Origin of the sequence: Paenibacillus periandrae (genome assembly GCF_022458865.1) — a bacterium.
GTDB lineage: Bacteria > Bacillota > Bacilli > Paenibacillales > NBRC-103111 > Paenibacillus_S > Paenibacillus_S periandrae.
Genome location: NZ_JAJNMU010000009.1, coordinates 317,860 through 340,964, shown reverse-complemented (window position 1 = coordinate 340,964; position 23,105 = coordinate 317,860). Strand labels below are relative to the sequence as shown.

Sequence of the window (23,105 nt, the reverse complement as noted above, 5' to 3'; positions counted from 1 at the left end):
TCTTTCATGGCCGTTGTCAGCTTTTCAATCTCTTCTTCATTTGTCACTTCGATCCCCGCCCTTTTCGGTTCATTACTATCTTTTACCCGATTAGGCGGTTCTCAATTTTATGAGTTCAATCTATATAGCGGATTTGTTCACATCATCTGGAACACCCCAAGAAAGAATAGCCATTTCTTGTGTCATACCAATTCTAACGTAACCTTGTCTTATTAAGGATTTTATATCTTGCGACCAAGTAAAATTATCCAAGGGATCACTTAATAAGAAGGTATTAGCAATATTATCCAAAGAACTAAAAGTAACTGTATACTGCTTCTCGCTGTTCACAAATGTAACCGTTAATCCACTGTAGCTGACAATGGTTTGCTGGACATATTTTTCCTGCAATGTGGTATTGCCAACTGACTTATTTTTATTCCAGAGCACAGGATTTTTACTCCAAAAACTTTCTGCAACCGAATCTTGATATAATTTTTTGGCCGCTGTATCAATAGCGTATTTATTCTTACTTAGCGTTGTCCAAGATATATCTTTACTAAAATCTCCTGCAGTAATATCAATACGCCCATTCTCACCATATGCGATTTGCATATTAAGATAATCGCTCAAGAATGTGAGTGGTGCATACAACACATAATCCTGTGAAATTATGGGATAATCTAATCGGGTATTATGCTCATCCATACCACGCCCAAAGTATGTCATCATGTTTTGGTCTGACTTTATTAGCAATATTCGATATGGGTGATTAATTTTAAGTACTCCATTGTTGTCCTCTGCCGACATATTTAATTGTCCTAAAACACTCCATAGTGGCACATAAATAGCATTATCTCGTGTAATAGGCGCATTTTCAGTATTTAACTGCTTATCATTAATGTACACTGTATAATCTGATTCATTAGCTGAGGCAATCACTGGAACAAAAACGGTTATTATTAAAACAATAAAAAAGATGAAACTAAACCGACTTTTCAAAAAGAACCTCTCCTTTTTAGTGCTTTCTCTATATGCACATGTTTATTATTTTTTAGTGTTCGCATCCAGCCCAACCTTTTCCTTGGCCTGAGCTATTTTGGAAATGGCGTCTTTTGATATTCGCTGCGCGGATTCATTTTCTTCTCTGAACGCCTGTGCATCACTTGGCTTCTGGTTATCAAGGTATTTTAAAATGGCGTCAAATGATTTTTCTTTCTTGTAGTAAGCTCCAGATAAACCAATACGAGCCTCGTCTAAAAGCTGTTCAACATCCTTAGGCAAATTATTAGGGATAGGCAGGTTATGGTAGTTAGTGTTCAGCGTTTTCGCTAAATTTTTAGCATTTGTCACAGCTGAATATGCATCATTTCTGGTAGACCCTTTGCCCATATTTTCTAAAACATCTGCATATTGATTCATTAATGGTGAAGTTGACGCTTCCAGCTCCTGTGCTGACTTTTCAAATGCTAATACAGCTTCTTGAAGTGCTTTTTTCTTGTTTGCTTCATCAACTTTCTTTTGGGTCGAAATATCCGCTGCATTAGTAGTTGGAGCAGATGCTGTTACAACTTCTTGTTTAACCGATTGATTGGTTTCAACTGCGGTTGTTGTATTCGCGGCGGAAATATTCACAAAAATAATAAACAATACGAATAATGATCCCGAAAGAATGAAATATTTTTTGTGTAACCCTTTCTTTTGAGCTAATGCAATAAATGCCCCTACTAAACAACCAATAAATCCCATAAAACTTATGATTCCTAAAAATAGCCATATCATTACAATCACATCCTAAATTTGATATCTCCACACATATGGAGCCCTTGCAAATTTTGTCAAACATTAGTCTACCACTTTAGTAAATAATTGGCTATGCGTATTAAACAGCCCGATACCACGATTTTCTTTACCTGCTGGAATTAACAGCTTGCTAATCTGTTTCTCATCCATGCCAATCCCTGTATCAATGACAGAAAAATGGACACCCTCTGCTTGCCTCTCAATCCGAATCCGTACCGTCCAACCCTTAGACAGCTTTAAAACGCCATGACGAACCGCATTCTCTACCAGCGGCTGAATTTGCGCTTGCAAATAAGCGGCCTCTATGCGCAGCCGTTACCTCCTTTTAGAGGTGACTCCTGATTAGAAGCCCGTACGAACAGATTCAGCTCCACTTGATTCGTCTGCGCAAAAGGTACCATAAATGATTTGGTTTCGGAAACATGTCCCTCCCTCTCTTCGGCAAATACACCGAAATGGGCAAGTATTCCGTATGCCTCTTTGTTTGCAGGATCAAATACAGCATTCCAGTTGCCTGGTACCTGCAGCATTTGTCCTTGTGAAGCGCCTGCAATATGGGATGCACCGATCCATTGTTCAGGAGAAAACAGCCACTCCCCATCCATTGGGAAGATACGTGAATGCTCAAGCTCTAGGCCTCGCAAATCCAACACACCTTGCTTCACAGATGGAGGATTGGGTAACGACAGCTGATTATGCCAATTCCAACGCACCACGACCAGCAAGAGGATGAACACTAATAAATAACATGGCTTAGCTTGATTTCGTTCTTCGAAGTTGTCAGGAACGCCTCATTCTTCGATAATTTTCAATAACAACTATGTTAGGGATTAATCGATGGTATTGGATGGATTGTTAAAAGTACCGAGGGTATTATTGTGATGTTAATATTTCGAGTCTAGCATATCCTTGGTACAAGGAAAACCCATAATAGGAAGATACAGGTTGTAACCACCATAATAGATAATAAATCTGTGATTGATTAAATCACCTAATCGTTGGGCAATACTTTAAAATCCCTTATTAGATTAGGAGCATACAATTTGGACACTATTTATCGATGGATCACCGTAATTAAAGAAACCTATTTATTAATTGGTGCAGCTCTTGTTGCTTTGTTTGTTTTAAAATCACTCGCTGGCTCCCTAATGAATAAATTTATCAAGCATAAAAATGAGTGATCTACATCGATGTTTGGAAATATCTTATGTATCTTTTGTCACAGCTCAATCTCTGCTCAATTTACTTCTCATCGCATCTAATTGGTCCAACATTCTTTGACGTAAATGTACGGGACTAACGTCTTCAAGTAGGACACCAAACGACAACAGATAACTGTCCAGCCAATTCCCCTCTGGAAAATATACCGTGATATTATAAGTACCATCTTCATTACGGGTAATCGCCTGCTCCGCAAATTCATCGAAGATTCGGTAGGCACCTTGTGCAGAAATCCGCAAAGTCACCTCGATAGAATTACGCATAATATTGTCCTCTGCATCTGTAAACGGCACTACCGGTCTTGGATCGCAGACGACCTCGGTAATAACGATCTCCTTCATGCGACTGATCTTAAATACACGGGAGCTCTCACTATTACGGCAGTACCCCTCCAAATACCACGATTTACCCTTAAACAGCAGCCTGACGGGTTCAACACTCCGCTTACTCTGTACACCTGCTGTGTTATAGTAATGAAACTTGATCAGGTGATGCGCCATTATCGCTTGACGCAAGAGCGGGAACATCTGTCTCTGGCTGTCCTGACTTCCCCATGGGGAGAAGTCCACCTCAATCCAGTTATTCATATCCTTCTTAAATAATGTGCTCAGCTTCTCCAGCACGTCATTGGTTTCAGGTATTTTTACAGCGCTTAAGCTCTGAAGAGCCATTAAAATATCATTTTGCTCATGCTCAGATAACAAAGACGTATTTAAGACGTACCTGTCCATTAAAGAAATTCCACCGCCTTTTCCTCGGCTGCTGTAGATTGGAATTCCGGCCGCGCTTAAGGTATCAATATCTCTAAAAATGGTTCTTGCGGAGACTTCGAAATGCTCGGCCAACTCGGCTGCTGTCAAAGTCTTCTTATGCAGGAGTAAATAAATGATTTCGAAATGTCGACTTATCGGCATGTGTACCACCTCAATGTAATAGTATACAGTTTAATATGATAACGCGGTGTCTTATTATAAAACTTTTAAAAATATGACATGCTGCTGTCGAATTAAGAGTTGTATACTAAGCTAGCAATTACCAAACAAACAGGAGTGATAACAATTGGAAACAAATATGATTAAAGCGTGTCAAAGCTGCGCAGCACCACTTGGTGAAACCAATGAAATGCACGGTACAAATGCGGATGGCAGTACCAATCCTGATTATTGTAAGTATTGCTTTGCAGATGGCGAATTCACGGCAGATACCACTATGGATGAGATGATCGAATTTTGTGTGCCCTACATGGTGACGGCAAACGCAGGAATGACTGAGAATGAAGCCAAAGCACAAATGAAAGTGTTGTTCCCGACATTAAAACGCTGGGCACCTGTGCAATAAATAGCTGGCATCTGGGTCCAACCTGCTTGATCATGGGAGTTGTGCAATGTCTCAAACCCATAACTCCCCATCCTCAAAAACGGCATCTCTGCCGTTTTTTTGTTATACCAGTCTTTAATGAATTGTGCTTTTAACTGGATTGTTTTCAAATTAGAATTTGATGCAGATTTTTCCAAAATGCTTTTTTGCATTTACCACCTGGGTTGTTTTTGGTGCAGTTTTCAAAAGACTTTTAATACATCATTACAAATTGATAAACACCCTGATGGCGCTGTTTTTAGTTTACTCTGCAATTATGGTATCGGGAATCCTATAGAGATGGGGAGGTGAAGGGCGTGGGGAAATTCAACTATAAAAAATCAGCAGATATCCTGGCCTTATCGGCAAGCATCACGGAGTTTACATATAAAAAGCATTACCACGAAGAATATGCAATTGGTGTGACTTTACGCGGAATCCAGCAATATAACCTGGACGGCAGCTTTCAGTTATCCCATAAAAATGGTGTTATGCTGTTTAATCCCGAGCAATCGCATGGTGGCAGCTCTTATGATAGGGCAGAGCTTGATTATGTCATGATCTATATCAAGCCGGCCCTATTATTAGAGCTGCTGGAAAAAAAGAATTGCGCTTCTCCTCCCCTATCGTCTACAATGCCAAATTAGCACGATGTATTATCACCCTAAGCCATGCCATCCAGAGCGGTAAAGAAGAATTACTGTGCAGCGAGCTGCTGTTAACATTAGTTGACCCTGTTTCTAATACAAACATAGATACAGCCTATAGAAAAAATAATGAATTCGTCAAAAAAGCGAAGGAAATGATGTTCGGCAATATAGAAAATGTGCTGAAGCTTGACGACCTCTCTCAAGAGTTCGATATGTCCAAATACCAATTTATCCGAGAGTTTAAGAATCATACCGGCATATCGCCTTATCAGTTTTTTTTGAATTGCAAGAGCTCAATTGAAGTTGATCTTATCATTTTCTGGACTTCAAGCAGACTGACGCGCTTCCGAGTGTCATCCTGATATAAGTAAAAATCCTGAACGTGGTCAATAAATAATAGGCCATTCAAATGATCGACCTCATGCTGGATGCAGCGGGCCAAATAATCCTCGGCTTCCAAAGTAAACCGTTCTCCGTATCGATTCAGGCTTGTGACTTTAACAGATTTGGCTCGCTTCACGATTCCCGTATATCCTGGAAATGACAGGCAAGCCTCCGGACCTGTCTGCTCACCCACGGATTCAATAATCTCAGGATTGATCAGCTCAATTAATCCTTCCCCACAATCCATCACAATTACTCTTCGAAGAATTCCTACTTGTGACGCAGCCAGTCCTGCCCTGCCATCAGCCGCGTAGAGGGTATCGACCATGTCATCCAGAAGCTTCAAGATTTTCGGATTGATTTCATCTACCGGTTTGGCTGCTTTTCTTAAAATTGAATCACCAAAAAGGACAATTGATCTTTCTGCCATGATTTGCCTCCAATGCTCCTAAATCATCTAGCATTCGTGACTTTCAGATCCGTCAGAGGCTTCATCAGACTCCGCCAGCAATCAGGCAACAGCTCCCGATTATCGAGATAAACCGCTCGCAAATGCCTGGACACGTCCATTACCCGATCTTCGACGAGCACCTCCCGTATTTCGGACGCCTTTACAGGTACTAAACTGCTGATGACAGTATTGAAGCGTTCCAAAGGTAAAAACATTTCCGGGCTTTTCTTGTACGAACAGTGAGCAGGAAACCGCGGAGAGCTCCCCGAATCATACTTGGACAGCTTCACTGCGGCATAATGCTCCAATAATAAAGACTGCGCATCGAATTCAAGGACAGCAAATTGTTCATCCGGCTCTCTCCGCGCGTAGGTATCCACCATTTTCTTGCAATCCCTTAAGGTTGGCCAAAAAAACACATGCCGATCCAAACACGCCCGAAATTGCTCCTGTGTAGTTGCCGCATCGATCATACTGTCAACAATCTTCAGATGAGCATTGATGGTAATTGAAAACTCATTATAGCTCACGCTTCTCGCCATTAATCGACGCTCACCTTCGAATTCGGGATTGATACGAGTACTGGATAGTAACGCATCAAAATGGGCAATAGCTGATAAATTATTTGCTCTTGTAAAATGAAACAGGGATTTCCTGCCTTTTGCATTTGTTACTGCCACTATTACAGCCGTTTTCATGGTCCTGCTCCTTCTCGTCTTTGAGGATCTAGGCATGGTTTTTAATAGGAAGTTGCGTATATTTGAAATCATAGTGTGTAATGATACTATGACAATAGGCATTTAACAACGCACTGATGTCCAATTCAAACTAAGGAGTGAAGCACATGTCGATTGATGTTTATTTAAATTTCAATGGAAACTGTCGTGAAGCTGTAGAATATTATGCAGAGGTTTTTGGAACAGATAAACCGCAAATTATGACCTTCGGAGAAGCGCCGCCCAACCCGGATTATACGGTTCCAGAGCAAGTGAAGCATTTGGTCATGCACGCACGGCTTAACATATTTGGAAGCAATGTGATGTTTTCAGATACTTTTCCTGACATGAACTTTATAGTAGGAAACAACATCAGCCTTTCCCTAGTCATTAAGGACATTGATGCCATAAAGTCGATTTTCCATAAGCTCAAAGAAGGCGGCACAGTAGGGATGGAGCTGCAAGAAACATTTTGGAGCAAATGCTACGGCCAGTTTACAGATAAGTTCGGAATTGGATGGCAATTGAACTACGACAGTGGAGAAATGAATATGTAATAATTGTAGCATAATGCTGTGCGAAATCAGGATATGGAACTTTTCTTATTGTGAAAAGCTTCTGTATCCTTTTTGCTTGTCATCATAACGAAAAGCTTATTGAAGTGCTTTGTTATGGTTTTGTTATGCGGAGGCTGCTGCTTTTTATTCGAATGTTATGACCTGTAGGCTATTGTATACGTATGAACACTTCCTACAGCAAGTCAGGCAGTAGAATATAACACAAAAGGAGATTGATCTTCATGGTAAAACGGAACTCTTTATTAGCAACCTTAACGATTACAACAGCAGTAGGTTTTGCAGCCATAGCACCCGTGAATGTACTGCAGGTGCTTGCAGCAGATAAATTTATTGATATCGAAAATACTGCCGCATCCAAGTTGGCGATTCAAGAGTTAGCTAAACAAAATGTGCTGTCAGGATATTCCGACACGGAATTCAAACCTAATCAGAACGTTACCCGAGGCGAGCTGGCTAAGATCGCTGCTCTATCGATGTATGTCAATCTGAATACGGACAAAAAGCTCAGCTTTCAGGATGTACAACAATCCGATTGGTCTTTCAGCTATATTAATGCCTTGGTCAATGCGGGCATAATGAAAGCCGATAACGATCGGTTTCATCCAGGCGCTGCGGTCAGCCACGAGCAGCTGGTAGAGATTGCAGCAGCTTTATTGAAGCAGGACAAGGCAGCTGTGCAGATTCTATTCGGCAGCTCATATACAGCAGGTAAAGCGGCTACCCGCGCAGAAACAGCACAGTTATTTTATGCAGTCCAGCAAGCGGCTATCCCGCAAATCACCCAGGTGAAGGTGCTGAATGCAGTCGCTGTACAAATCACATTCTCAGCACCTCTGACAGCTGAAAATACGGATGTTGAGAAAGCCAAGCAAAATTTTGTGTTCTCGGACGGTTTGATGCTCGAAAACATTCCACAGCTCAAAACTGGCGCCAAAGCAACCTATATCGTACCGACCTCACCGCAAAAAGCAGGTACCAGCTACACAGTAGCCTATAAAGGTCAAAAGTCGGGTTCGTTTATCGGCAGCGATATCAAAATTCCGTTTAAAGCGGTAGAGCAGGTAGCGGCGGATACAATTGAGCTGCAATCCTACCTCGCTGATGGTGTTACCGATTACCAATACATCATTGCCCTGTACAGCGGCAAGCGTAACGGGCTGGATTTCACCGTAGACGATAGCAATACCTATAACGGAAAACCGCTTACGATCATTCCATCCATGAGACTGAAGCAGGTTACACTGACAGACCAGGCAGGAGCCAGCATAACGGCAACTTATGTTCCTTTCACCCAATCGACAGACGGCAAGCAGGAGCCGAAGTTCCGTCTTGCGAATGGTGAGACTTTGAAATCGGGTTCGGTCTATACCTTATCTGCACCATGGGCAACTTTTGGCGGACAGACGCTTACAGCCAAGACCATAGCCCCGCTTGCGATACAAAAAGCAGAAGCTGTTTCCGCTACGAGCATCAACGTGACTTTGACCGCAGATCCTCAGGATGAGCTGTTCGCAGGCCGCAGTGTGACATTAACCGCACCGGACGGCACCAAGCTAACCGCACAATATAAGTTTACATCCCGCCAGGGTGCGGTAGGTGTATTTGATATTCAAAATAACGGCAAGCTTATTTCCGGCGTCACTTATACGGTTGCCGCTGTTAACAGTTGGGCTGATTCACAAGCTATTACCTTAACAGGCGTACAGTAATAGCATCTCTCCCATAAGACGATCACATACACAAAAGGAAGACACCTCCCGTTACAGCGGGTGTAGCGTCTTCCTTTTTACTTGTTCCTAATGTGTCGGTTGATTCGCCGTAGTTTCTTTTTCCGTAGGAATCATGTAACCGACTCCGGGATAGTTAACTATGAGCTGACTCCCGGTGTTAGCATGCTTCAATTTCTGGCGAATCCGGGCGATCGTTACCCGTAAGTACTCAACATCATCGCGGTATTCACTGCCCCATACCTCACTCAACAGCTGCTCATGTGTCATTACTTTATCCACATTTTGCAGCAGCAGCACGAACAATTTATATTCGGTATTCGTCAGCTTGATTTCGGTTTCCCGATATCTTATGCGTCGCTGCGCCATGTTAACGGTAATGGAGCCATGCTTCATTTCACTGGCGTTTGCCGTTTGTAAGGCACGTCCGTCGGTGCGGCGCAGAACGGCATTCACACGGGCAAACAGCTCATCGAGCGAAAATGGTTTGGTCAAATAATCATCTGCCCCTATATTCAAACCTTGTACCTTATCATCCGAGTTGCTGCGGGCAGTCAGCATGATCACAGGGACGTCCGAGTAGCCGCGCAATCTGCGCAGTACCTCCAACCCATCCATCCCTGGCATCATAATATCGAGAAGAATCAGATCTGGGTCCATCTCATCGATCTTATCCATGGCTTCCAGGCCGCTCAGACAGGTCATCGTTTCATAGCCCAATGACTTCAGATTAGCGGAGATGAAACGCAATATTTTGGCCTCGTCATCTACTATAAGGATTTTTTGCTTCTTCACAGCACATCATCTTCCTTCGGATTATATTGGGGTATTGAAACGATGAACGTGCTGCCCACACCTTCCGTACTTTCTACACGAAGCTGGCCGCCGTGGGAATCCATAATGCCTTTACAAATCGCTAGCCCAAGCCCCGTTCCGCTTGTACGACGGCTGGAGGACAGATCTACCCGATAGAAGCGGTCGAATATGTGCTCCAGATGGTCGGCATGAATGCCTGTGCCGTTATCTGTAACCCGGATATGCACATAAGTATCATCACACTCAGCTGATACCCGAACGAGAGGCCGTCTGTCATTATATCGGATGGCATTCGTAAACAAGTTGACAAAAACCTGTTCCAGACGAGTCTTATCTGCATAAACAAGTGGCAGGCGGTCCTCCAAAGAAGCATCGATCTCAAGCCAATGCTCGTCTGTGTTCGGTAATCGTTTGATGGCATTCTTGACAATGGATTGAATACGGGTTGGCTCACGATTGACCCTCATCGCGCCAGCTTCAATCTTGGAAATGTCCAGCCAATCCTCTATTAATTGCTGAATACGCCCAATATCCTCGTGAATCCCTTCGAGCAGCTCCTGCTTAAAGCTTTCTTCCCAATCGGCATCGGTACGGAGCAGTGTTTCAACACTTCCTTTGATACCGGTTATCGGGGTTTTAAATTCATGGGATGCCAGCGATATTAAATCATTTTTCAAAGAATCGACTTCATGCTCCTTCGTTATATCGCGCCATACATAACCCCGGCCATAGACATGATCCTGATTAAGCACATGAAAAGATGAAACAATCATAAAACGTTCTTTTCCAGAGCTCGCTGTGAGTTTGAATTTAATCGCAGCAACCTGCTGGGCTATCAACGATGAGAAGTCCTCGCGAGAATCAGGGCTTTGGAAGCTGATCGTCTCAAACATAACCTCTTCGCTCATTTGCAGCAAATCAGGCGTTGGAATCCCGAACATTTCGCTCATTTGGCGATTTCCATATACGACCTGTTTTTGCATATCGATCAGTACAATCGCATCTGTCATGCTCTCCAGAACAGCCTGCAGCGTAGCATGCTCATGCTGAACACTTTTGAGCAGTAGATCATTCTGCAGCATAATGGCGACAGAGTTCGCAAACGTATGAAGAAAATGGCGATCCTGCTCCGTCACAGCTCCATCCTCAGTCCCTTGGGCAACAGCCAATTGGGCAAGCTCAATAGCCCCTGAACGTACGGGAACGATATAGGTTGGCACAGCTTTTAATTCATGAAAGAGCGAATGCTCACCTTCATCAACGATTGTTCTTTTCCTGCTAAAAAGTCCCAGTGGGCGCGTATCCTCCCCATACGAAGGATGCAGTCGAACATCGGTATGCAGCAGCATGCGCAGTTGGCCTATACTTCCTTCAATTAGCTCTGGTGTTTCCTGAGTGGGACTAATAGGCGTAATGAGTGTATTGACGATTTCCAGCTCTTTGTTTTTACGAGAAAGGCTTTGTGTGCGTTCCTCCACCCGATTCTCAAGCTCCGCATTAAGTCTGAGCAGCGCCTGCTGATTTTCGTTCACCTGCTGAGCCATTTGAAAAAAACGGCTGGCCAATACATTCAATTCATAAGGAACTCCACGCATCGATGTGGATTCCGGTCTTTCCTTGTAGCTGCCATCAGCGAGCTTTTGTGTATAGCCTACGAGTAGATGAATCGTATTATTCAGCCCTTTGGCAAGAAAGAAGCCAAGTGCAATCGTCAAGCCAATCGCAAGCAGCAGCAGCGTAAAGGTTAATAATAGAGAGTTAAACAACGTCTCATTGACCGTCTGATAGGATCGTCCGACCCACACCTTCCAGCCAAGTCCGCTAATCGTTGTATAGGTGACAAGCTCCTCTTGCTGCTTCAAGGAAGACATGTATCTGCCCAGTCCCTCGGGGTTCTCTCCTGCTGCCTGAACGACTGCTTCTGAGCTTAAATCTTTCATTGTGGCCGTCAGTTGACGGTCAGGATGGTAAATGACTTGATTCAGGCGGTCCAGCACTACAGGATACGTGTTTTTCCCGTAATCATATTTGGTCACTAGCAGCTCCAGCTGTTTTAAATCGAGAGTAGCTGCTACAAATCCGTCATATTGCCGATCCTCGTTAAAAATGGGGGCGGCAATGACGATATCCGGTTGCCCACCACTTTGCAGTCCACGAAACAAGGTAGTAATAACCGTGGATTGAGATTTGAGCATCTCGTCATAGTAGCCATTCTGATTAAGACTAGCACCTACAAGTGGCTCACCGACGGGATTGGTTTCCGGATAAGAGGCGGTTACGATACCTGTACGATCTGCAGTAACCACATTGATTAATCCGGGGAGGCTAGCTTGAAGCGATTGGATTTTGGGTGTAATTCCAGCCCGATCGCGAAATGAAGTACGGGAAGCGCTGATCGTCGCACCCAATGTTTCTATCGCATTTTGACGGTAATAAATATAAGCTTCGACTGCATCGGCAAGCCGTTGAGTTGTATGCATCTGGGTACGTTTATAATCATCTTTAATTTGATTGATCTGAACGATCTGAATGCTGCCCAGAATCAGAATCGGAATCAAGGCGATAATCGTGAATGCTCTTGTCAAATGTACACGTAATGGCAGATGCTTCATATGTAAGTCCTTCCTGTCCGACATCATTGCCAGCTTGATCACTTTACCTTTTATTTTATCATATGTAATGCTGCGTAGACAGAGCTGTAAGGAGTACCCAAGCACGCCAAAAGGACTGAAACTGAGCATTCCCAGATTTCAGCCGCTTAAGCGTACTATTGCTTCCTTTAGTTAACTTCAAACCTGACACCCGTGAGCTCCTCACTACGTCGCCAAAGCTGCTCTGAGCTTTGGGGTCTACCTCATTTCACTCATTTGGGGTGAGTCCGGTTGCTGCAGCCTGGAATCATATTTGAATTCACTGCCTCAAAGGCTTTATCCAGCTCCAGCTGTCTTTTTTGAAGCTCGAGCTTGTGATTTTCCAATATCGTCTTTCTTTCAATTAGGGTTGAATCGCCTTGGGCGGCAAGATCGACAATTTGCTTTAAAACGGCAATCGTCATGCCGGTCGCGCGGAAGCACGACATTAGCGCCATCCATTCCAAATCTTTTTGTTCAAAAATCCGGTTTCCATATCGATCTCTTTGAATGAATGGAAGCAGACCTTCTTTCTCATAATATCTTATCGTGTGAGAGGGGACACCAAGACGCTCTGAGGCTTCTTTCATCGAGAAACCCATACTTCTCACCTTCCTGTATTTTTTAAGATGTTCTTAAAATTCCCTATATAGCTGCAACACTATCCATCATACACCTTAAAGTGAACTTCACAGCAAGATGTGTTATATATTCAGGCAATGAATGTTTAGACTTTTAACTGGAAATACTGAATATAGCCCTTCAACTCGTTGGCAAACCTCCAATACATTGATATAATGTTTTATACGGAAGGGGTGATTTCCATCGATAACAAACTTGATGATTCCACTGAATTCAACAAGAGTACCTCAGAAACTGAAGTCATTCAGGAAATAGGCATCGTCGTTGGCACTTGCTACGGGTTTTTATTTGAAGGAGTAGACAATGATTATGACGAGGAATATGCCGAATACATTTAATCCTACTCTGTGGATGATTCAAGGTCATATTTGGGTCACTCCTGTATGGAACAATACGGAAAATAAGAATACGCCCCGGCCCATCGTTATTGTTGGAAATGAACAAGCAAATAACACGTTGGCACTTATCGTTAATTTTATAACGAAACAAGAGCCACGTGATCAGTTTGATATCCCGCTTGACTATTGGCAAGAAGCTGGCCTGACTGTACCTTCTTATGTAAGGACTGCTAAACCCTTTACCCTATTGAAGAAAGATTTGAGACAACAGCGTACCGATCGCAATGGTAAATGGGTTCCACGAGGTTATGTAGGTGGACTTCATCCTCATGACTTAAACAAAGTAATAACTGCATGCAAAAATATATATTAAAAGCCTTGAATGTATGATATAGCTTTACAACATGAAATGAGGTTCTCCTGCTGGAGAACCTCATTTCTGTACATATAGTAATTACAATTACAAATTCAAGCTTTTCATTGAAGCTGCCGCATAACGTTCGCCCGCCGCTATCCCTTTTGGTGCAAATTCAGTTATCCTTGCCAAATCCTGATCTGTCAATTTGACCTTTAGAGCACCTATATTCTCTTCAAGATAGATTCTTTTTTTCGTACCAGGAATCGGCACAATATCTTCTCCCTGCTGAAGCAGCCATGCCAAAGCTAGCTGAGAGGGCTTGCAGCCCTTTTCCTGGGCAATTTCTTCGATACGGTGAACCAACTCGATATTTTTTATAAAGTTTTCCCCTTGAAATCTGGGGGAGTGCCGTCTGTAATCATCCTCAGCCAAATCCTCAAAACGTTGAATCTGCCCCGTCAGAAAACCTCTACCCAATGGGCTATAAGGCACAAACCCGATGCCGAGCTCACGGCAAACAGGCAAAATCTCATCCTCGACATCACGACTCCACAAAGAATATTCCGTCTGCAAGGCAGTAATTGGATGTACAGCGTAAGCTCGTCTGATGGTTTGCGGGGAAGCTTCCGACATACCGAGGTAACGGATTTTGCCCTCTTTAACCAGTTCTGCCATAGCTCCAATGGTCTCTTCGATCGGTGTGTTCGGGTCCACGCGATGCTGGTAGTATAGATCAATATGGTCAACACCTAATCGACGAAGGCTCGCTTCACACGCTTCTTTCACATAATTCGCAGTTCCCTTAACACCCAGAAAGCTTCCATCCTGCCCTCTGACATTGCCGAACTTGGTAGCAAGCACAACCTCATCGCGTCTTGACTGAATCGCTTTGCCTACCAATTCCTCATTTCTTCCAACACCGTACATATCCGCGGTATCCAGGAAATTAACCCCTAAATCGAGCGCACGTTGAATCGTTTGAACAGATTCCTCATCATTTTGCCCGCTATAGAAATCGGACATCCCCATACATCCTAAACCAAGGGCCGATACGTGAAGCCCTGTTTTTCCCAATGCTCTTTTTTCCATCTAGGCAGCCTCTTTTCCTGAATTTGATCTGGAGCTGATTGTACCTGTTCTATTGTAACATTGTGGAAGCCAGAATAATAAATCTCGTGAGAGGGACAAGCGGGAAGAGATTGAACTCTAAAGAGCGCTAAGCCGGCTCTCCGTTGGACTGGTTGTGGAACAGCCCATAATAAAAGCCCTTTTGCTGCAGTAAGGAGTCATGAGAGCCCTTCTCAATAATCGTTCCCTTGTCGACGACAAGAATCTGATCCGCCTGCTGAATCGTGTTCAGTCGATGCGCTATCACTATGCTCGTTCTGCCCTTCATCAGACGAAACAGAGCCTCCTGTATTTTGAGCTCGGTGATGGTGTCAATGCTGCTCGTAGCTTCGTCCAGAATCAGAATCGAGGGATCAGCGAGGATCGCTCTGGCGATCGACATCAGCTGCTTTTGACCTTGACTGATGCCGCTGCCATCCTGCTTGAGCATCGTATCGTACTGCATCGGCAGCTTCATAATAAAAGCATGCGCATTGGCTGAGATCGCAGCCTGCTGCACCTCTGCATCCGTGGCATCCAGCCTCCCGTAACGAATGTTATCGCGAATGGTTCCTTGGAATAAAAATGAATCCTGTAAAACAAAGCCCATATGTCGGCGCAAATTCGCCCGTTGAATGTTAGTGATATCATGGCCATCAATAAAAATCTGGCCGGAATCCGCATCATAGAAACGGGACAACAGCTGAACTATGGTGGATTTGCCGGCACCTGTAGGGCCGACCAAGGCGAGAGTTTCACCTGGCGCTACACGGAATCTGACTTCTCGTAAAATCTGGACTTGCTCGTTGTAGGAAAAGGCTACATCGGAGAATATAATCTCTCCCCGCAGCTCCGGCAGCTCCATGGCATCCTGCTCGTCGTTAACTTCGCCCTTCTCCTCCAGCACTTCAAATACCCGTTCAGCACCAGCAATCGCCGACAAGAAAGTATTGAATTGATTGGCCAGATCGTTTAATGGACGTATAAATTGTCTGGCATATTCAGAAAACGTGACAACGATACCGATCGAGATGATATCGTGCATGACAAGGATTCCGCCGACGATAGCAATGATTCCGAAGCTTGCATTCGTTAGCCCGTTCATCAGCTTCGGGATAAAACCTGAATAGGTTTGCGCCCAATAGCCTGATACTTTCAGCTTCTGTGCCTTCGCCAAAAAAATCTCCGTCATCTGCTCTTCGCGTGAGAATACCTTGACAATACTTTGCCCGGATAAGGTTTCCTCGACAAAACCATTCAGTTCACCCAAATTTTGCTGCTGTTCCTTAAAATATTTGCTCGTACGCGCCGTAATCCACTTCATTCCCAGGAACATAACCGGAATAATGACAACGGTGATTAAGGTAAGCAGCGGGCTGAGCCAAATCATCAATATAATCATACCTGTGAACGTAAACAAGCTGGAAATAAGCTGGATAAAAGAGCTGTTCAAGGTTTGACTCACATTATCAATATCATTCGTTAGCCGACTCATTAATTCCCCATGCTGGCGCTTGGCAAAGAACGAAATCGGCAGTCTGTGCAGCTGTCGAAATAAATCCTCGCGCATCGCATAAACTGTTTTCTGGGCCACGCCAATCATCCAATAATTTTGCAGCCACGAAGATAATGAGAATAGTACATAAGTTCCAGCTAACAGGATGAGCAGCATAATAAGTCCGTCACTAGTAGACGAAACCACAAATCTGTCAATCGCTACGCCGAGCAAATACGGTCCAAGCAGACCAAGCGAAGAGCTTATAAGAACCATCAGGAAAATCAAAACAAGCAAGCCTTTATGTACCGAGCAATAACGCCATATTTTTCTTAATGTACCGCTCCAGTTTTGGGGAAGCTTTTTCTTCGGGGAAGATTCACCGGGCTTGTTAGCCTTCGGGTTCACTTTCCGTTGCAGGTCCGGTTGATTAGGCATGCTGTACGTTCTCCTCTCTGATTTGAGATTGAACGATCTCTCGATAAAGTGCAGATAGTGCAAGCAGCTCTTGATGATCGCCCGAAGCGAGCAAGCTTCCTTCCTCCAACAGGAGTACCGTATCCGCAGCTATCGCCGTTGCGATTTTTTGCGTGATGATCAAGGTTGTACACCTAAGCGTTCTCAAGGCTTCGAGCAATCTGGATTCGGTTCTGACATCCAGTGCACTTGTGCTGTCGTCCAGCAGCAGCAGCTTGGGCTTGCGCAGTAACGCTCTGGCAATCGAGATCCGCTGTTTTTGGCCGCCTGACAAATTAACACCTTTTTGCCCGACAATCGTTTCATACTGCTGCGGCAGGCTCAGGATCGTCTCGTGAATTTGGGCTTTTTGGGCGGCTTCGATCACTTCCTCCATCGTGGCATTATCATAGCCCCACATGATGTTCTCCTTCACGCTTCCGGTGAACAGCACAACCTCCTGAGGTACATAACCGATCTCGCTTCGCAGCACGCTCGGGTTGAAGGTTCGGATCTCATGTCCATCGATCCTAATACTGCCTTGTGTCGACTCATACAAACGGGGTATGAGCTGGAACAGGGAGGTTTTCCCCGAGCCGGTCGCTCCAAGCACAGCAATGGTTTCCCCTGGACGAGCCTTAAAGGAAATCGACTTCAACACATCCTCGGTCATATCGGGATATCGGAACGATACCTTGTCAAATACGATACTGCCCTCCGTTATTTGATGTGCAGCTGATACGGGCACGGAATTGTCAATATCCTCAGGTGAGCTTAACACCTCGGCTACCCTTGTCACTGAGGCTTTGGCCCGCGAAAGAGCCATGACCAGCATCGAGATCGTAGAGAATAAGCCTGTAATCCGCGTCGCATAATTGACGACTGCTACAATCTGGCCGATCGTCGCATCCCCTGTATTCACCTGCAAATGTCCTGACCAGAGAATGAACAGGATACTCAGGTTCATCACCAACAGCAGCAGCGGTATGGTCAGCTCAATTAATCGCAGAGCCGCCATCGTACGGTCCATCAACGCTTCATTGGTTTGCGTGAAACGCTTGATTTCGTGATTGCCCCTTACAAGCGCTTTAATGAGCCGGATTCCCATCAAATTTTCCCGAAGCACCCCATTGGTTTGATCCAGCCGCTCCTGCACAGAGCGAAATAATGAGAACGCTCTCTTCATCATCCAGACTAATAACAATAAGAGCAGCGGCGTCATGACGACTAGAATAAGCGCCACTTTAAAATGGACCATCATCGCCATCACCATACCAAAGATCATAAACAATGGAGCCCGCATCATGATTCGCAAGCCCATAAATACCGTATTTTGGAGCTGGGTAACGTCACTTGTAATTCTCGTAATTAAGGAAGAGGTCTGAAATTGATTGAACTGGGCAAAAGGAATCGATTGTACCTTCGTAAACAGGCTTTTGCGAATCTCGAATCCGAAGTTCTGGCTGACATGAGCCGCGAAGAATGAATTTACAATTCCGCTTACAAAACCAAGCAAGGAAATAACAATCATTACGCCTCCCCAGAACAGCACGACAGAGAAATCCTGATGAACAATTCCGTTATCGATGACCTTGGACATGAGCAGCGGATGAAACAGCTCGACCATTAATTCAACAAGCATCAATAACAAAGCAATGACCATGGCAACCCGGTAAGGCTTCAGAAACGACATGATGATGCGCATAACTTATCCCCTAACTTGTGTTGGCTATCGTATTCATTTACAAAATGGATTATTTAAAATTATACCTCTCAATTACGAAATATCAACAACTTAAAATAATATCCAACTATTTCAATCTGAATAGTTTACAATATCGTTGGAAAATATTACAATAATATAATCCTATATACGACAAGGAATTGAGAGCTCAAGCTTCAAACAATAACTTAAAAAAGGTGATGAATGATGAGCCCATCCAAACGTAGAATGATCTTAAATCTGTTTTTGAACAATGCGGGTTCTCATCGAGGAGCCTGGCGCCATTCCAGTACAAGGCTGGAGGAAGTACATGACATTAAACATTTTCAACAGATTGCCATTAAGGCAGAGGCTGCACGAATTGATTCGCTGTTCATCGCGGATGGGCTGTCTATTGAGGCAAAGGCTGTCCAGCATGGTCCCATCCTGGGGTTCGAGCCGTTGACATTGTTATCCTCCATTGCTACAGTAACGGAGAAAATAGGCTTGATTGCCACCGTTTCTACAAGCTTTAACGAGCCTTACAATCTTGCAAGAATATTCGCTTCACTCGATCATATCAGTGGGGGCCGAGCCGGCTGGAACATGGTGACCACGGGCGTGGAGCGCACAGCCTTTAACTTTGGTCTGCAGCAGTTGCCCAGCCATAAAGAGCGTTATGAAAGAGCTCATGAATTCGCAGAGGTCGTACTCAAATTGTGGGACAGCTGGGAGGAAGACGCCCTGGTTCAGGATAAAGCCTCGGGGATCTACGCCGATGTCGACAAGGTTCATGATATTCATCATGAAGGGACGTATTTCAAGGTTCGTGGTGTACTGAATATTATGCGCCCTCCACAAGGTAGACCCCTGCTCGTCCAGGCAGGCGCATCAGAAGAAGGCAAACAGTTTGCCGCCCAATATGCCGAGCTTATTTTTACCGTTCAAAATTCATTGGAGGATGCCAAGCTGTTCTATCAGGATATCCGCGCAAGGACAGCGGCGGCGGGACGTTCTCCGGACAGTATTAAAATATTGCCAGGGCTGCTCGTCATTGTCGGTGCAACGGATGCGGAAGCCCAGGAAAAAGCGAACGAGCTTCAACAAATTGCCCCTATTGAACGAGCAGTGATGTCTATATCGAACTTACTCGGAATCGACTTCTCGGTCTATTCGCTTGATGATCCGTTCCCCGAGCTTCCTGAGCCAAGTCAAGTTAATGCGTATCAAACCTTTCACCAGATGGTTAGAAAGATCATCGCCACAGAGAAGCTGACGATACGTGAACTGCTGAACAAGTATTGGGTAGGTGCCGGTCAGCTCCAGGCTGTGGGTACACCTGAGCATATCGCGGATTTGATGGAGACTTGGTTCTTAGAAGAGGCGGCTGATGGATTCAGTGTTATGCCACAGCTCAGCTTCGGGGGGACGGACGATTTTCTCGAACTGGTCGTTCCCGAGCTGCAGCGTAGAGGGTTATTTCCTACAGCTTATGACAAGCAGACCTTGCGGGAAAACCTCGGTCTCGGTTGATTCCGACACTGTATCCACTTCATCCCATACATCATTTTATCATTTAACAAGGAGGATTTATTATGACTGCCCACAACGAATTTTATCCTAATGGACATTTGCTTGTTGATGTTCCTTGGGTCGAAGCGAATCTCGGCTCCACAGAGGTCGTGCTGCTGGATGCCCGGGCTAAAGGCTATGAAGCTGGACACATCCCCGGCGCGATCCATATTGATGCCAAACTTTTAAAGAACCCATCTCAGTATGCGTTCGCTTCGGAAGATACTGTCAAAGAGCTGCTGGAGCAATCGGGCGTGAGCAATGGAACAACGGTTGTTGTCTATGATGAAGGGAGCGGTGTTCTAGCGACACGAGTCTTTTATGTACTGGAATATTATGGTTTGCGGGATCAGGTTAAACTGCTGAATGGCGGATATATCGCCTGGATTGCAACTGGTAAGGAGGAATCGGAGGAGCAACCGTTTGTGTCAAAAGGCTCCCTCACATTAACCGCTGATAAGCAACGAGTTACTTCACGAAATAACATTCAGGCTGGATTGAACAACAGTCTTCTGCTTGATGTTCGATCACGGGAAGAATACACCGGCAGCGATCAGCGGTCCAACCTTAAAGGCGGTCATATTCCGGGAGCGATTCATAAGGAATGGAAGGATGCACTCGCTGCAGCAGATGAGCAAGGTGTTGTACGCTTCAAGGATTACAAAACGTTACAGCAGGATTTTGCAGCTGCAGGCCTTAAAACGGAGCTAACGATTGTCCCTTACTGCCAGTCCAATCAGCGAGGCGCACATACATACTTCGTCTTGCGATTACTCGGATACTCCCATGTAAGTCCCTACGAGGGCTCCTGGGATGAGTGGGGAAACGTTGCGCATACGGAGGTTGTGACCTGATACGGCCATGCCCTCTCACAGCTGAGATTTTCTTTACTTCACGGCTGGATTCAGCATCGTTGTATAATCCAAGGCGTCCTGCAGTAATCCTTTGACAAAAAGCAGCTGCTCAGGTGTATAAGCGGATAGAAACCGAACAATCGAAGCTTCAATGTCGTTATGGATTCGCTCATGAAGCTTATGCAGCCTGTGCCCTTCTGCGGTCAGCAGAAAGTAAACTTCCTTTTTATTATCGTTCAGCTGTGTTCGCCGAATCAGCTTCATTTTGTGCAGCTTGACCCCTATCTTCGAAATACTGGCTTTGGAAACACCTATTTTCTCGACGATAGAGGTTACATTTATCGGTTCATACGATCCAATACAGGCAATGACGTGGATATCAGTCAGATTGAGATTGTTTATATTCATTTTACTATCTTCAGCTTCCAGTAATATCTGATCCTTGATCCGGGCCATGCTTTGTTCGTGCTGCGAAAAAATCCTCACGCCCAACTCAAATATCGCATGCTTCGTAGACTCATTCATATCCATGGGTGGTAACGACTCCTTGCATCCAGATCTCATGAATCATTATAGCTCAGGTTCGGTTGATTGTGAAACCACCCCACAGCATAACATTTTGTTTCAAACGAAACAATGATCATTACATGATTGTTAATTTCTTATCCGCTGGCGTTCGTGCTCCAGGCTTAGGTACCTTGTCAAAATAGCCCATATGCAAAATACCCACAACTCTTTCTCCGGATTTCACTCCCATGCCTTCATAAAAAATAGGGGAATAAATAAATTCCATCGATGACCATATCATGCCGAGTCCCTGCTCCCAGCCCAGCAGCTGTACATTTTGCATCAAGCAGCATACCGCAGCAAAATCCTCCTCCTGCTTGTGAGCATTGCTATCCTGCTTCATAACTACGATCAGGTTGGCGGGAATCTGAACGATTTTACGTTTCATCACCTGCTTTAATTTCTCAGGTAAAAGCTTCAACCGTTTCAGATGACTCCCTGCTTCAAACATCAACTCAGCCATTTTTTCTTTGGCTTCCGGTTTCTCAACATAAATAAATCGCCACGGCTCCCGTAGTCCATGATTAGGCGCCCATATAGCATCATTTAAAATTCCCAGTATCACATCGCTTGGAACTATGCGGTCATTAAAACGACGAATGCTCCTTCTACCCCGAATCGTTGCCGAAATACTCAATAGGAACTCATTCCTCTCAAACTTTTTTGTTTCATATGAAACAATATAAATATAAACGTGTTCCCCAAAATCGTCAATAGCTAATTGTTAATCATAGTCTGATTATGTGGAAATTGTTGGAGTCCATGGATACTTGAAAATACTTAATTGATACACTACAATACATAGTGTGAAGTTGATTCCGGGCATTGAAGGGCAATAGGAGTATAATTGAGGAGGATTAAGCATGATGAACGCAAGGCTGGAAATGAATATGGATATGCACGCGAATATGCAGCATGGGACTGGTGGTACGAGTACTTTGCTTTTGTATATTGGATTGATCGTTCTGGCATTATCCATTATTGGTTATGTGTATGCTTCACAATTAAAAAAGGAAAATACGAGCGGCTTGAAAAAGGCCGAAAAGGTCGCCTTGAAAAAGAAAAATAAAACCATTCTCATCCTCTCGCATTCCTTGCTTGGCGCGGCTATTGTTGTTGTGGGAATTTACGCAATTCTTAATGCAGCCAGTAAAACGAATATTGAGAATCTGAATTATAACGCTGCGATCCAGGTAACCGACGATAAAGATTACGGAAGAGGACATTCGGAAGCCCCTGTGACCTATGAGATGAAAATCCCTACATCAGGTACGCACAGTCCACACGATTTGAAATATGGTTTTTACAAAGAAAAACCTGCTAACGAGATGTTGGTCCACAACTTGGAGCATGGCGATATTATTATTTATTACCATCCTGAGGCATCGCCTGAGCTGATCGCCAAAATCACGGCGCTGACTCAATATAAAAAAGCAGGCTCCGGCGTTCTTGCTGTACCCTACGGTAACGTACAAACGGACAAGGAGGTTGTCGTGACAGCCTGGACCAAAACGATGGAGCTGGCAAGCTTTGATGAAGCCAAGATCGGCACATTTATATACAAATATATCAATAAAGGGCCAGAAGAAATTCCTGTTGAAATTCGCCAAAACGGCGGTACCATGTAAGGAAATTTATACGCTGTGAATAGCAATGGGTATAGATAAAGGAGGCATGGTGATTGGTTGACGACGATCCTTCAT

The 23,105-nt window shown here is 44.3% G+C and carries 24 protein-coding genes and 1 pseudogene; 10 read left to right on the top strand and 15 right to left on the bottom strand.

What is annotated here, in order from left to right; translation table 11 throughout:
* Positions 1-120 precede the first annotated feature (120 nt).
* The 4 genes from LRL21_RS17525 to LRL21_RS17510 all read right to left on the bottom strand — a co-directional run bounded on the left by LRL21_RS17525 (position 121) and on the right by LRL21_RS17510 (position 2,519).
* Positions 121-981, bottom strand: a complete 861-nt coding sequence (locus tag LRL21_RS17525; protein WP_240417084.1) for a stalk domain-containing protein — start codon at positions 979-981, stop codon at positions 121-123.
* A gap of 45 nt (positions 982-1,026) precedes the next feature.
* A complete protein-coding gene (locus LRL21_RS17520) occupies positions 1,027-1,761 on the bottom strand; it encodes a hypothetical protein (protein WP_240417083.1) in 735 nt (244 codons plus the stop codon).
* 63 nt (positions 1,762-1,824) lie between these two features.
* On the bottom strand, positions 1,825-2,073 hold the full coding sequence (locus LRL21_RS17515; RefSeq protein WP_240417082.1) for a sensor histidine kinase: 249 nt from the start codon (positions 2,071-2,073) through the stop codon (positions 1,825-1,827).
* Positions 2,074-2,084: 11 nt separating this feature from the next.
* Positions 2,085-2,519: a hypothetical protein gene (locus LRL21_RS17510; protein ID WP_240417081.1), complete on the bottom strand. Its 435-nt coding sequence runs from the start codon at positions 2,517-2,519 to the stop codon at positions 2,085-2,087.
* A gap of 306 nt (positions 2,520-2,825) precedes the next feature.
* On the opposite strand from LRL21_RS17510, the gene LRL21_RS17505 reads away from it, so the two are divergent.
* Positions 2,826-2,963: a hypothetical protein gene (locus LRL21_RS17505; RefSeq protein ID WP_240417080.1), complete on the top strand. Its 138-nt coding sequence runs from the start codon at positions 2,826-2,828 to the stop codon at positions 2,961-2,963.
* 45 nt (positions 2,964-3,008) lie between these two features.
* Here the strand turns inward: LRL21_RS17505 and LRL21_RS17500 are convergent, their stop codons facing one another.
* Entirely contained in the window at positions 3,009-3,917 is a 909-nt protein-coding gene (locus tag LRL21_RS17500; RefSeq protein WP_240417079.1) for a helix-turn-helix transcriptional regulator, read from the bottom strand.
* A 145-nt stretch (positions 3,918-4,062) separates the two neighbouring features.
* Between LRL21_RS17500 and LRL21_RS17495 the strand changes: the two genes are divergently transcribed.
* A complete protein-coding gene (locus LRL21_RS17495; protein ID WP_240417078.1) occupies positions 4,063-4,341 on the top strand; it encodes a zinc ribbon domain-containing protein in 279 nt (92 codons plus the stop codon).
* Between the two features lie 335 nt (positions 4,342-4,676).
* Positions 4,677-5,299 (top strand): annotated as a pseudogene (locus LRL21_RS17490) (AraC family ligand binding domain-containing protein); the annotation flags it as partial.
* Here LRL21_RS17490 and def read toward each other — a convergent pair.
* Positions 5,278-5,823: a peptide deformylase gene (gene def / locus LRL21_RS17485; RefSeq protein WP_240417077.1), complete on the bottom strand. Its 546-nt coding sequence runs from the start codon at positions 5,821-5,823 to the stop codon at positions 5,278-5,280. The pseudogene LRL21_RS17490 and the gene def sit on opposite strands and share 22 nt — an antisense overlap.
* 23 nt (positions 5,824-5,846) lie before the next feature.
* The gene (locus LRL21_RS17480; protein ID WP_240417076.1) at positions 5,847-6,542 is read right to left on the bottom strand and encodes a DUF7002 family protein; all 696 of its coding nucleotides are present in this window, start codon (positions 6,540-6,542) and stop codon (positions 5,847-5,849) included.
* A gap of 146 nt (positions 6,543-6,688) precedes the next feature.
* Here LRL21_RS17480 and LRL21_RS17475 point away from each other — a divergent pair, with 146 nt between their 5' ends.
* Both LRL21_RS17475 and LRL21_RS17470 read left to right on the top strand, forming a co-directional pair.
* Positions 6,689-7,117 (top strand): VOC family protein, encoded by a 429-nt coding sequence (locus tag LRL21_RS17475; RefSeq protein ID WP_240417075.1) that lies wholly within the window; start codon positions 6,689-6,691, stop codon positions 7,115-7,117.
* Between the two features lie 242 nt (positions 7,118-7,359).
* Positions 7,360-8,847 (top strand): S-layer homology domain-containing protein, encoded by a 1,488-nt coding sequence (locus LRL21_RS17470; protein ID WP_240417074.1) that lies wholly within the window; start codon positions 7,360-7,362, stop codon positions 8,845-8,847.
* 87 nt (positions 8,848-8,934) lie between these two features.
* Here LRL21_RS17470 and LRL21_RS46290 read toward each other — a convergent pair whose 3' ends face one another.
* The 3 genes from LRL21_RS46290 to LRL21_RS17455 all read right to left on the bottom strand — a co-directional run bounded on the left by LRL21_RS46290 (position 8,935) and on the right by LRL21_RS17455 (position 12,913).
* The gene (locus LRL21_RS46290) at positions 8,935-9,660 is read right to left on the bottom strand and encodes a response regulator transcription factor (protein ID WP_240417073.1); all 726 of its coding nucleotides are present in this window, start codon (positions 9,658-9,660) and stop codon (positions 8,935-8,937) included.
* Positions 9,657-12,422 carry a sensor histidine kinase gene (locus LRL21_RS17460; protein ID WP_240417072.1) on the bottom strand — a complete coding sequence of 922 codons (2,766 nt, stop codon included), beginning with the start codon at positions 12,420-12,422 and terminating at the stop codon, positions 9,657-9,659. The genes LRL21_RS46290 and LRL21_RS17460 overlap by 4 nt, the downstream gene beginning before the upstream one ends.
* A 122-nt stretch (positions 12,423-12,544) precedes the next feature.
* A complete protein-coding gene (locus LRL21_RS17455) occupies positions 12,545-12,913 on the bottom strand; it encodes a MerR family transcriptional regulator (protein WP_240417071.1) in 369 nt (122 codons plus the stop codon).
* Positions 12,914-13,108: 195 nt separating this feature from the next.
* Here LRL21_RS17455 and LRL21_RS17450 point away from each other — a divergent pair, with 195 nt between their 5' ends.
* Together LRL21_RS17450 and LRL21_RS17445 are read left to right on the top strand one after the other, a co-directional pair.
* Positions 13,109-13,291 carry a hypothetical protein gene (locus LRL21_RS17450; RefSeq protein WP_240417070.1) on the top strand — a complete coding sequence of 61 codons (183 nt, stop codon included), beginning with the start codon at positions 13,109-13,111 and terminating at the stop codon, positions 13,289-13,291.
* Positions 13,275-13,664, top strand: coding sequence for a type II toxin-antitoxin system PemK/MazF family toxin (locus LRL21_RS17445; protein ID WP_240417069.1), 390 nt, complete (start codon positions 13,275-13,277; stop codon positions 13,662-13,664). Before LRL21_RS17450 ends, LRL21_RS17445 begins: the two co-directional genes overlap by 17 nt.
* A gap of 87 nt (positions 13,665-13,751) precedes the next feature.
* Here the strand turns inward: LRL21_RS17445 and LRL21_RS17440 are convergent, their stop codons facing one another.
* The 3 genes from LRL21_RS17440 to LRL21_RS17430 all read right to left on the bottom strand — a co-directional run bounded on the left by LRL21_RS17440 (position 13,752) and on the right by LRL21_RS17430 (position 18,412).
* Complete coding sequence (locus LRL21_RS17440; protein WP_240417068.1) at positions 13,752-14,738, bottom strand: aldo/keto reductase; 987 nt, start codon at positions 14,736-14,738, stop codon at positions 13,752-13,754.
* A gap of 127 nt (positions 14,739-14,865) precedes the next feature.
* Positions 14,866-16,689 carry an ABC transporter ATP-binding protein gene (locus LRL21_RS17435; RefSeq protein WP_240417067.1) on the bottom strand — a complete coding sequence of 608 codons (1,824 nt, stop codon included), beginning with the start codon at positions 16,687-16,689 and terminating at the stop codon, positions 14,866-14,868.
* A complete protein-coding gene (locus LRL21_RS17430) occupies positions 16,682-18,412 on the bottom strand; it encodes an ABC transporter ATP-binding protein (protein WP_240417066.1) in 1,731 nt (576 codons plus the stop codon). The genes LRL21_RS17435 and LRL21_RS17430 overlap by 8 nt, the downstream gene beginning before the upstream one ends.
* A 246-nt stretch (positions 18,413-18,658) precedes the next feature.
* On the opposite strand from LRL21_RS17430, the gene LRL21_RS17425 reads away from it, so the two are divergent.
* Together LRL21_RS17425 and LRL21_RS17420 are read left to right on the top strand one after the other, a co-directional pair.
* Entirely contained in the window at positions 18,659-19,942 is a 1,284-nt protein-coding gene (locus LRL21_RS17425) for an LLM class flavin-dependent oxidoreductase (protein WP_240417065.1), read from the top strand.
* Between the two features lie 62 nt (positions 19,943-20,004).
* The gene (locus LRL21_RS17420) at positions 20,005-20,835 is read left to right on the top strand and encodes a sulfurtransferase (RefSeq protein ID WP_240417064.1); all 831 of its coding nucleotides are present in this window, start codon (positions 20,005-20,007) and stop codon (positions 20,833-20,835) included.
* Between the two features lie 33 nt (positions 20,836-20,868).
* Here LRL21_RS17420 and LRL21_RS17415 read toward each other — a convergent pair whose 3' ends face one another.
* Both LRL21_RS17415 and LRL21_RS17410 read right to left on the bottom strand, forming a co-directional pair.
* A complete protein-coding gene (locus LRL21_RS17415; protein ID WP_240417063.1) occupies positions 20,869-21,366 on the bottom strand; it encodes a MarR family transcriptional regulator in 498 nt (165 codons plus the stop codon).
* A 112-nt stretch (positions 21,367-21,478) separates the two neighbouring features.
* Complete coding sequence (locus tag LRL21_RS17410; RefSeq protein WP_240417062.1) at positions 21,479-22,039, bottom strand: nitroreductase family protein; 561 nt, start codon at positions 22,037-22,039, stop codon at positions 21,479-21,481.
* Positions 22,040-22,265: 226 nt separating this feature from the next.
* Here LRL21_RS17410 and LRL21_RS17405 point away from each other — a divergent pair, with 226 nt between their 5' ends.
* Entirely contained in the window at positions 22,266-23,030 is a 765-nt protein-coding gene (locus tag LRL21_RS17405) for a DUF3105 domain-containing protein (protein WP_240417061.1), read from the top strand.
* Positions 23,031-23,105 lie beyond the last annotated feature (75 nt).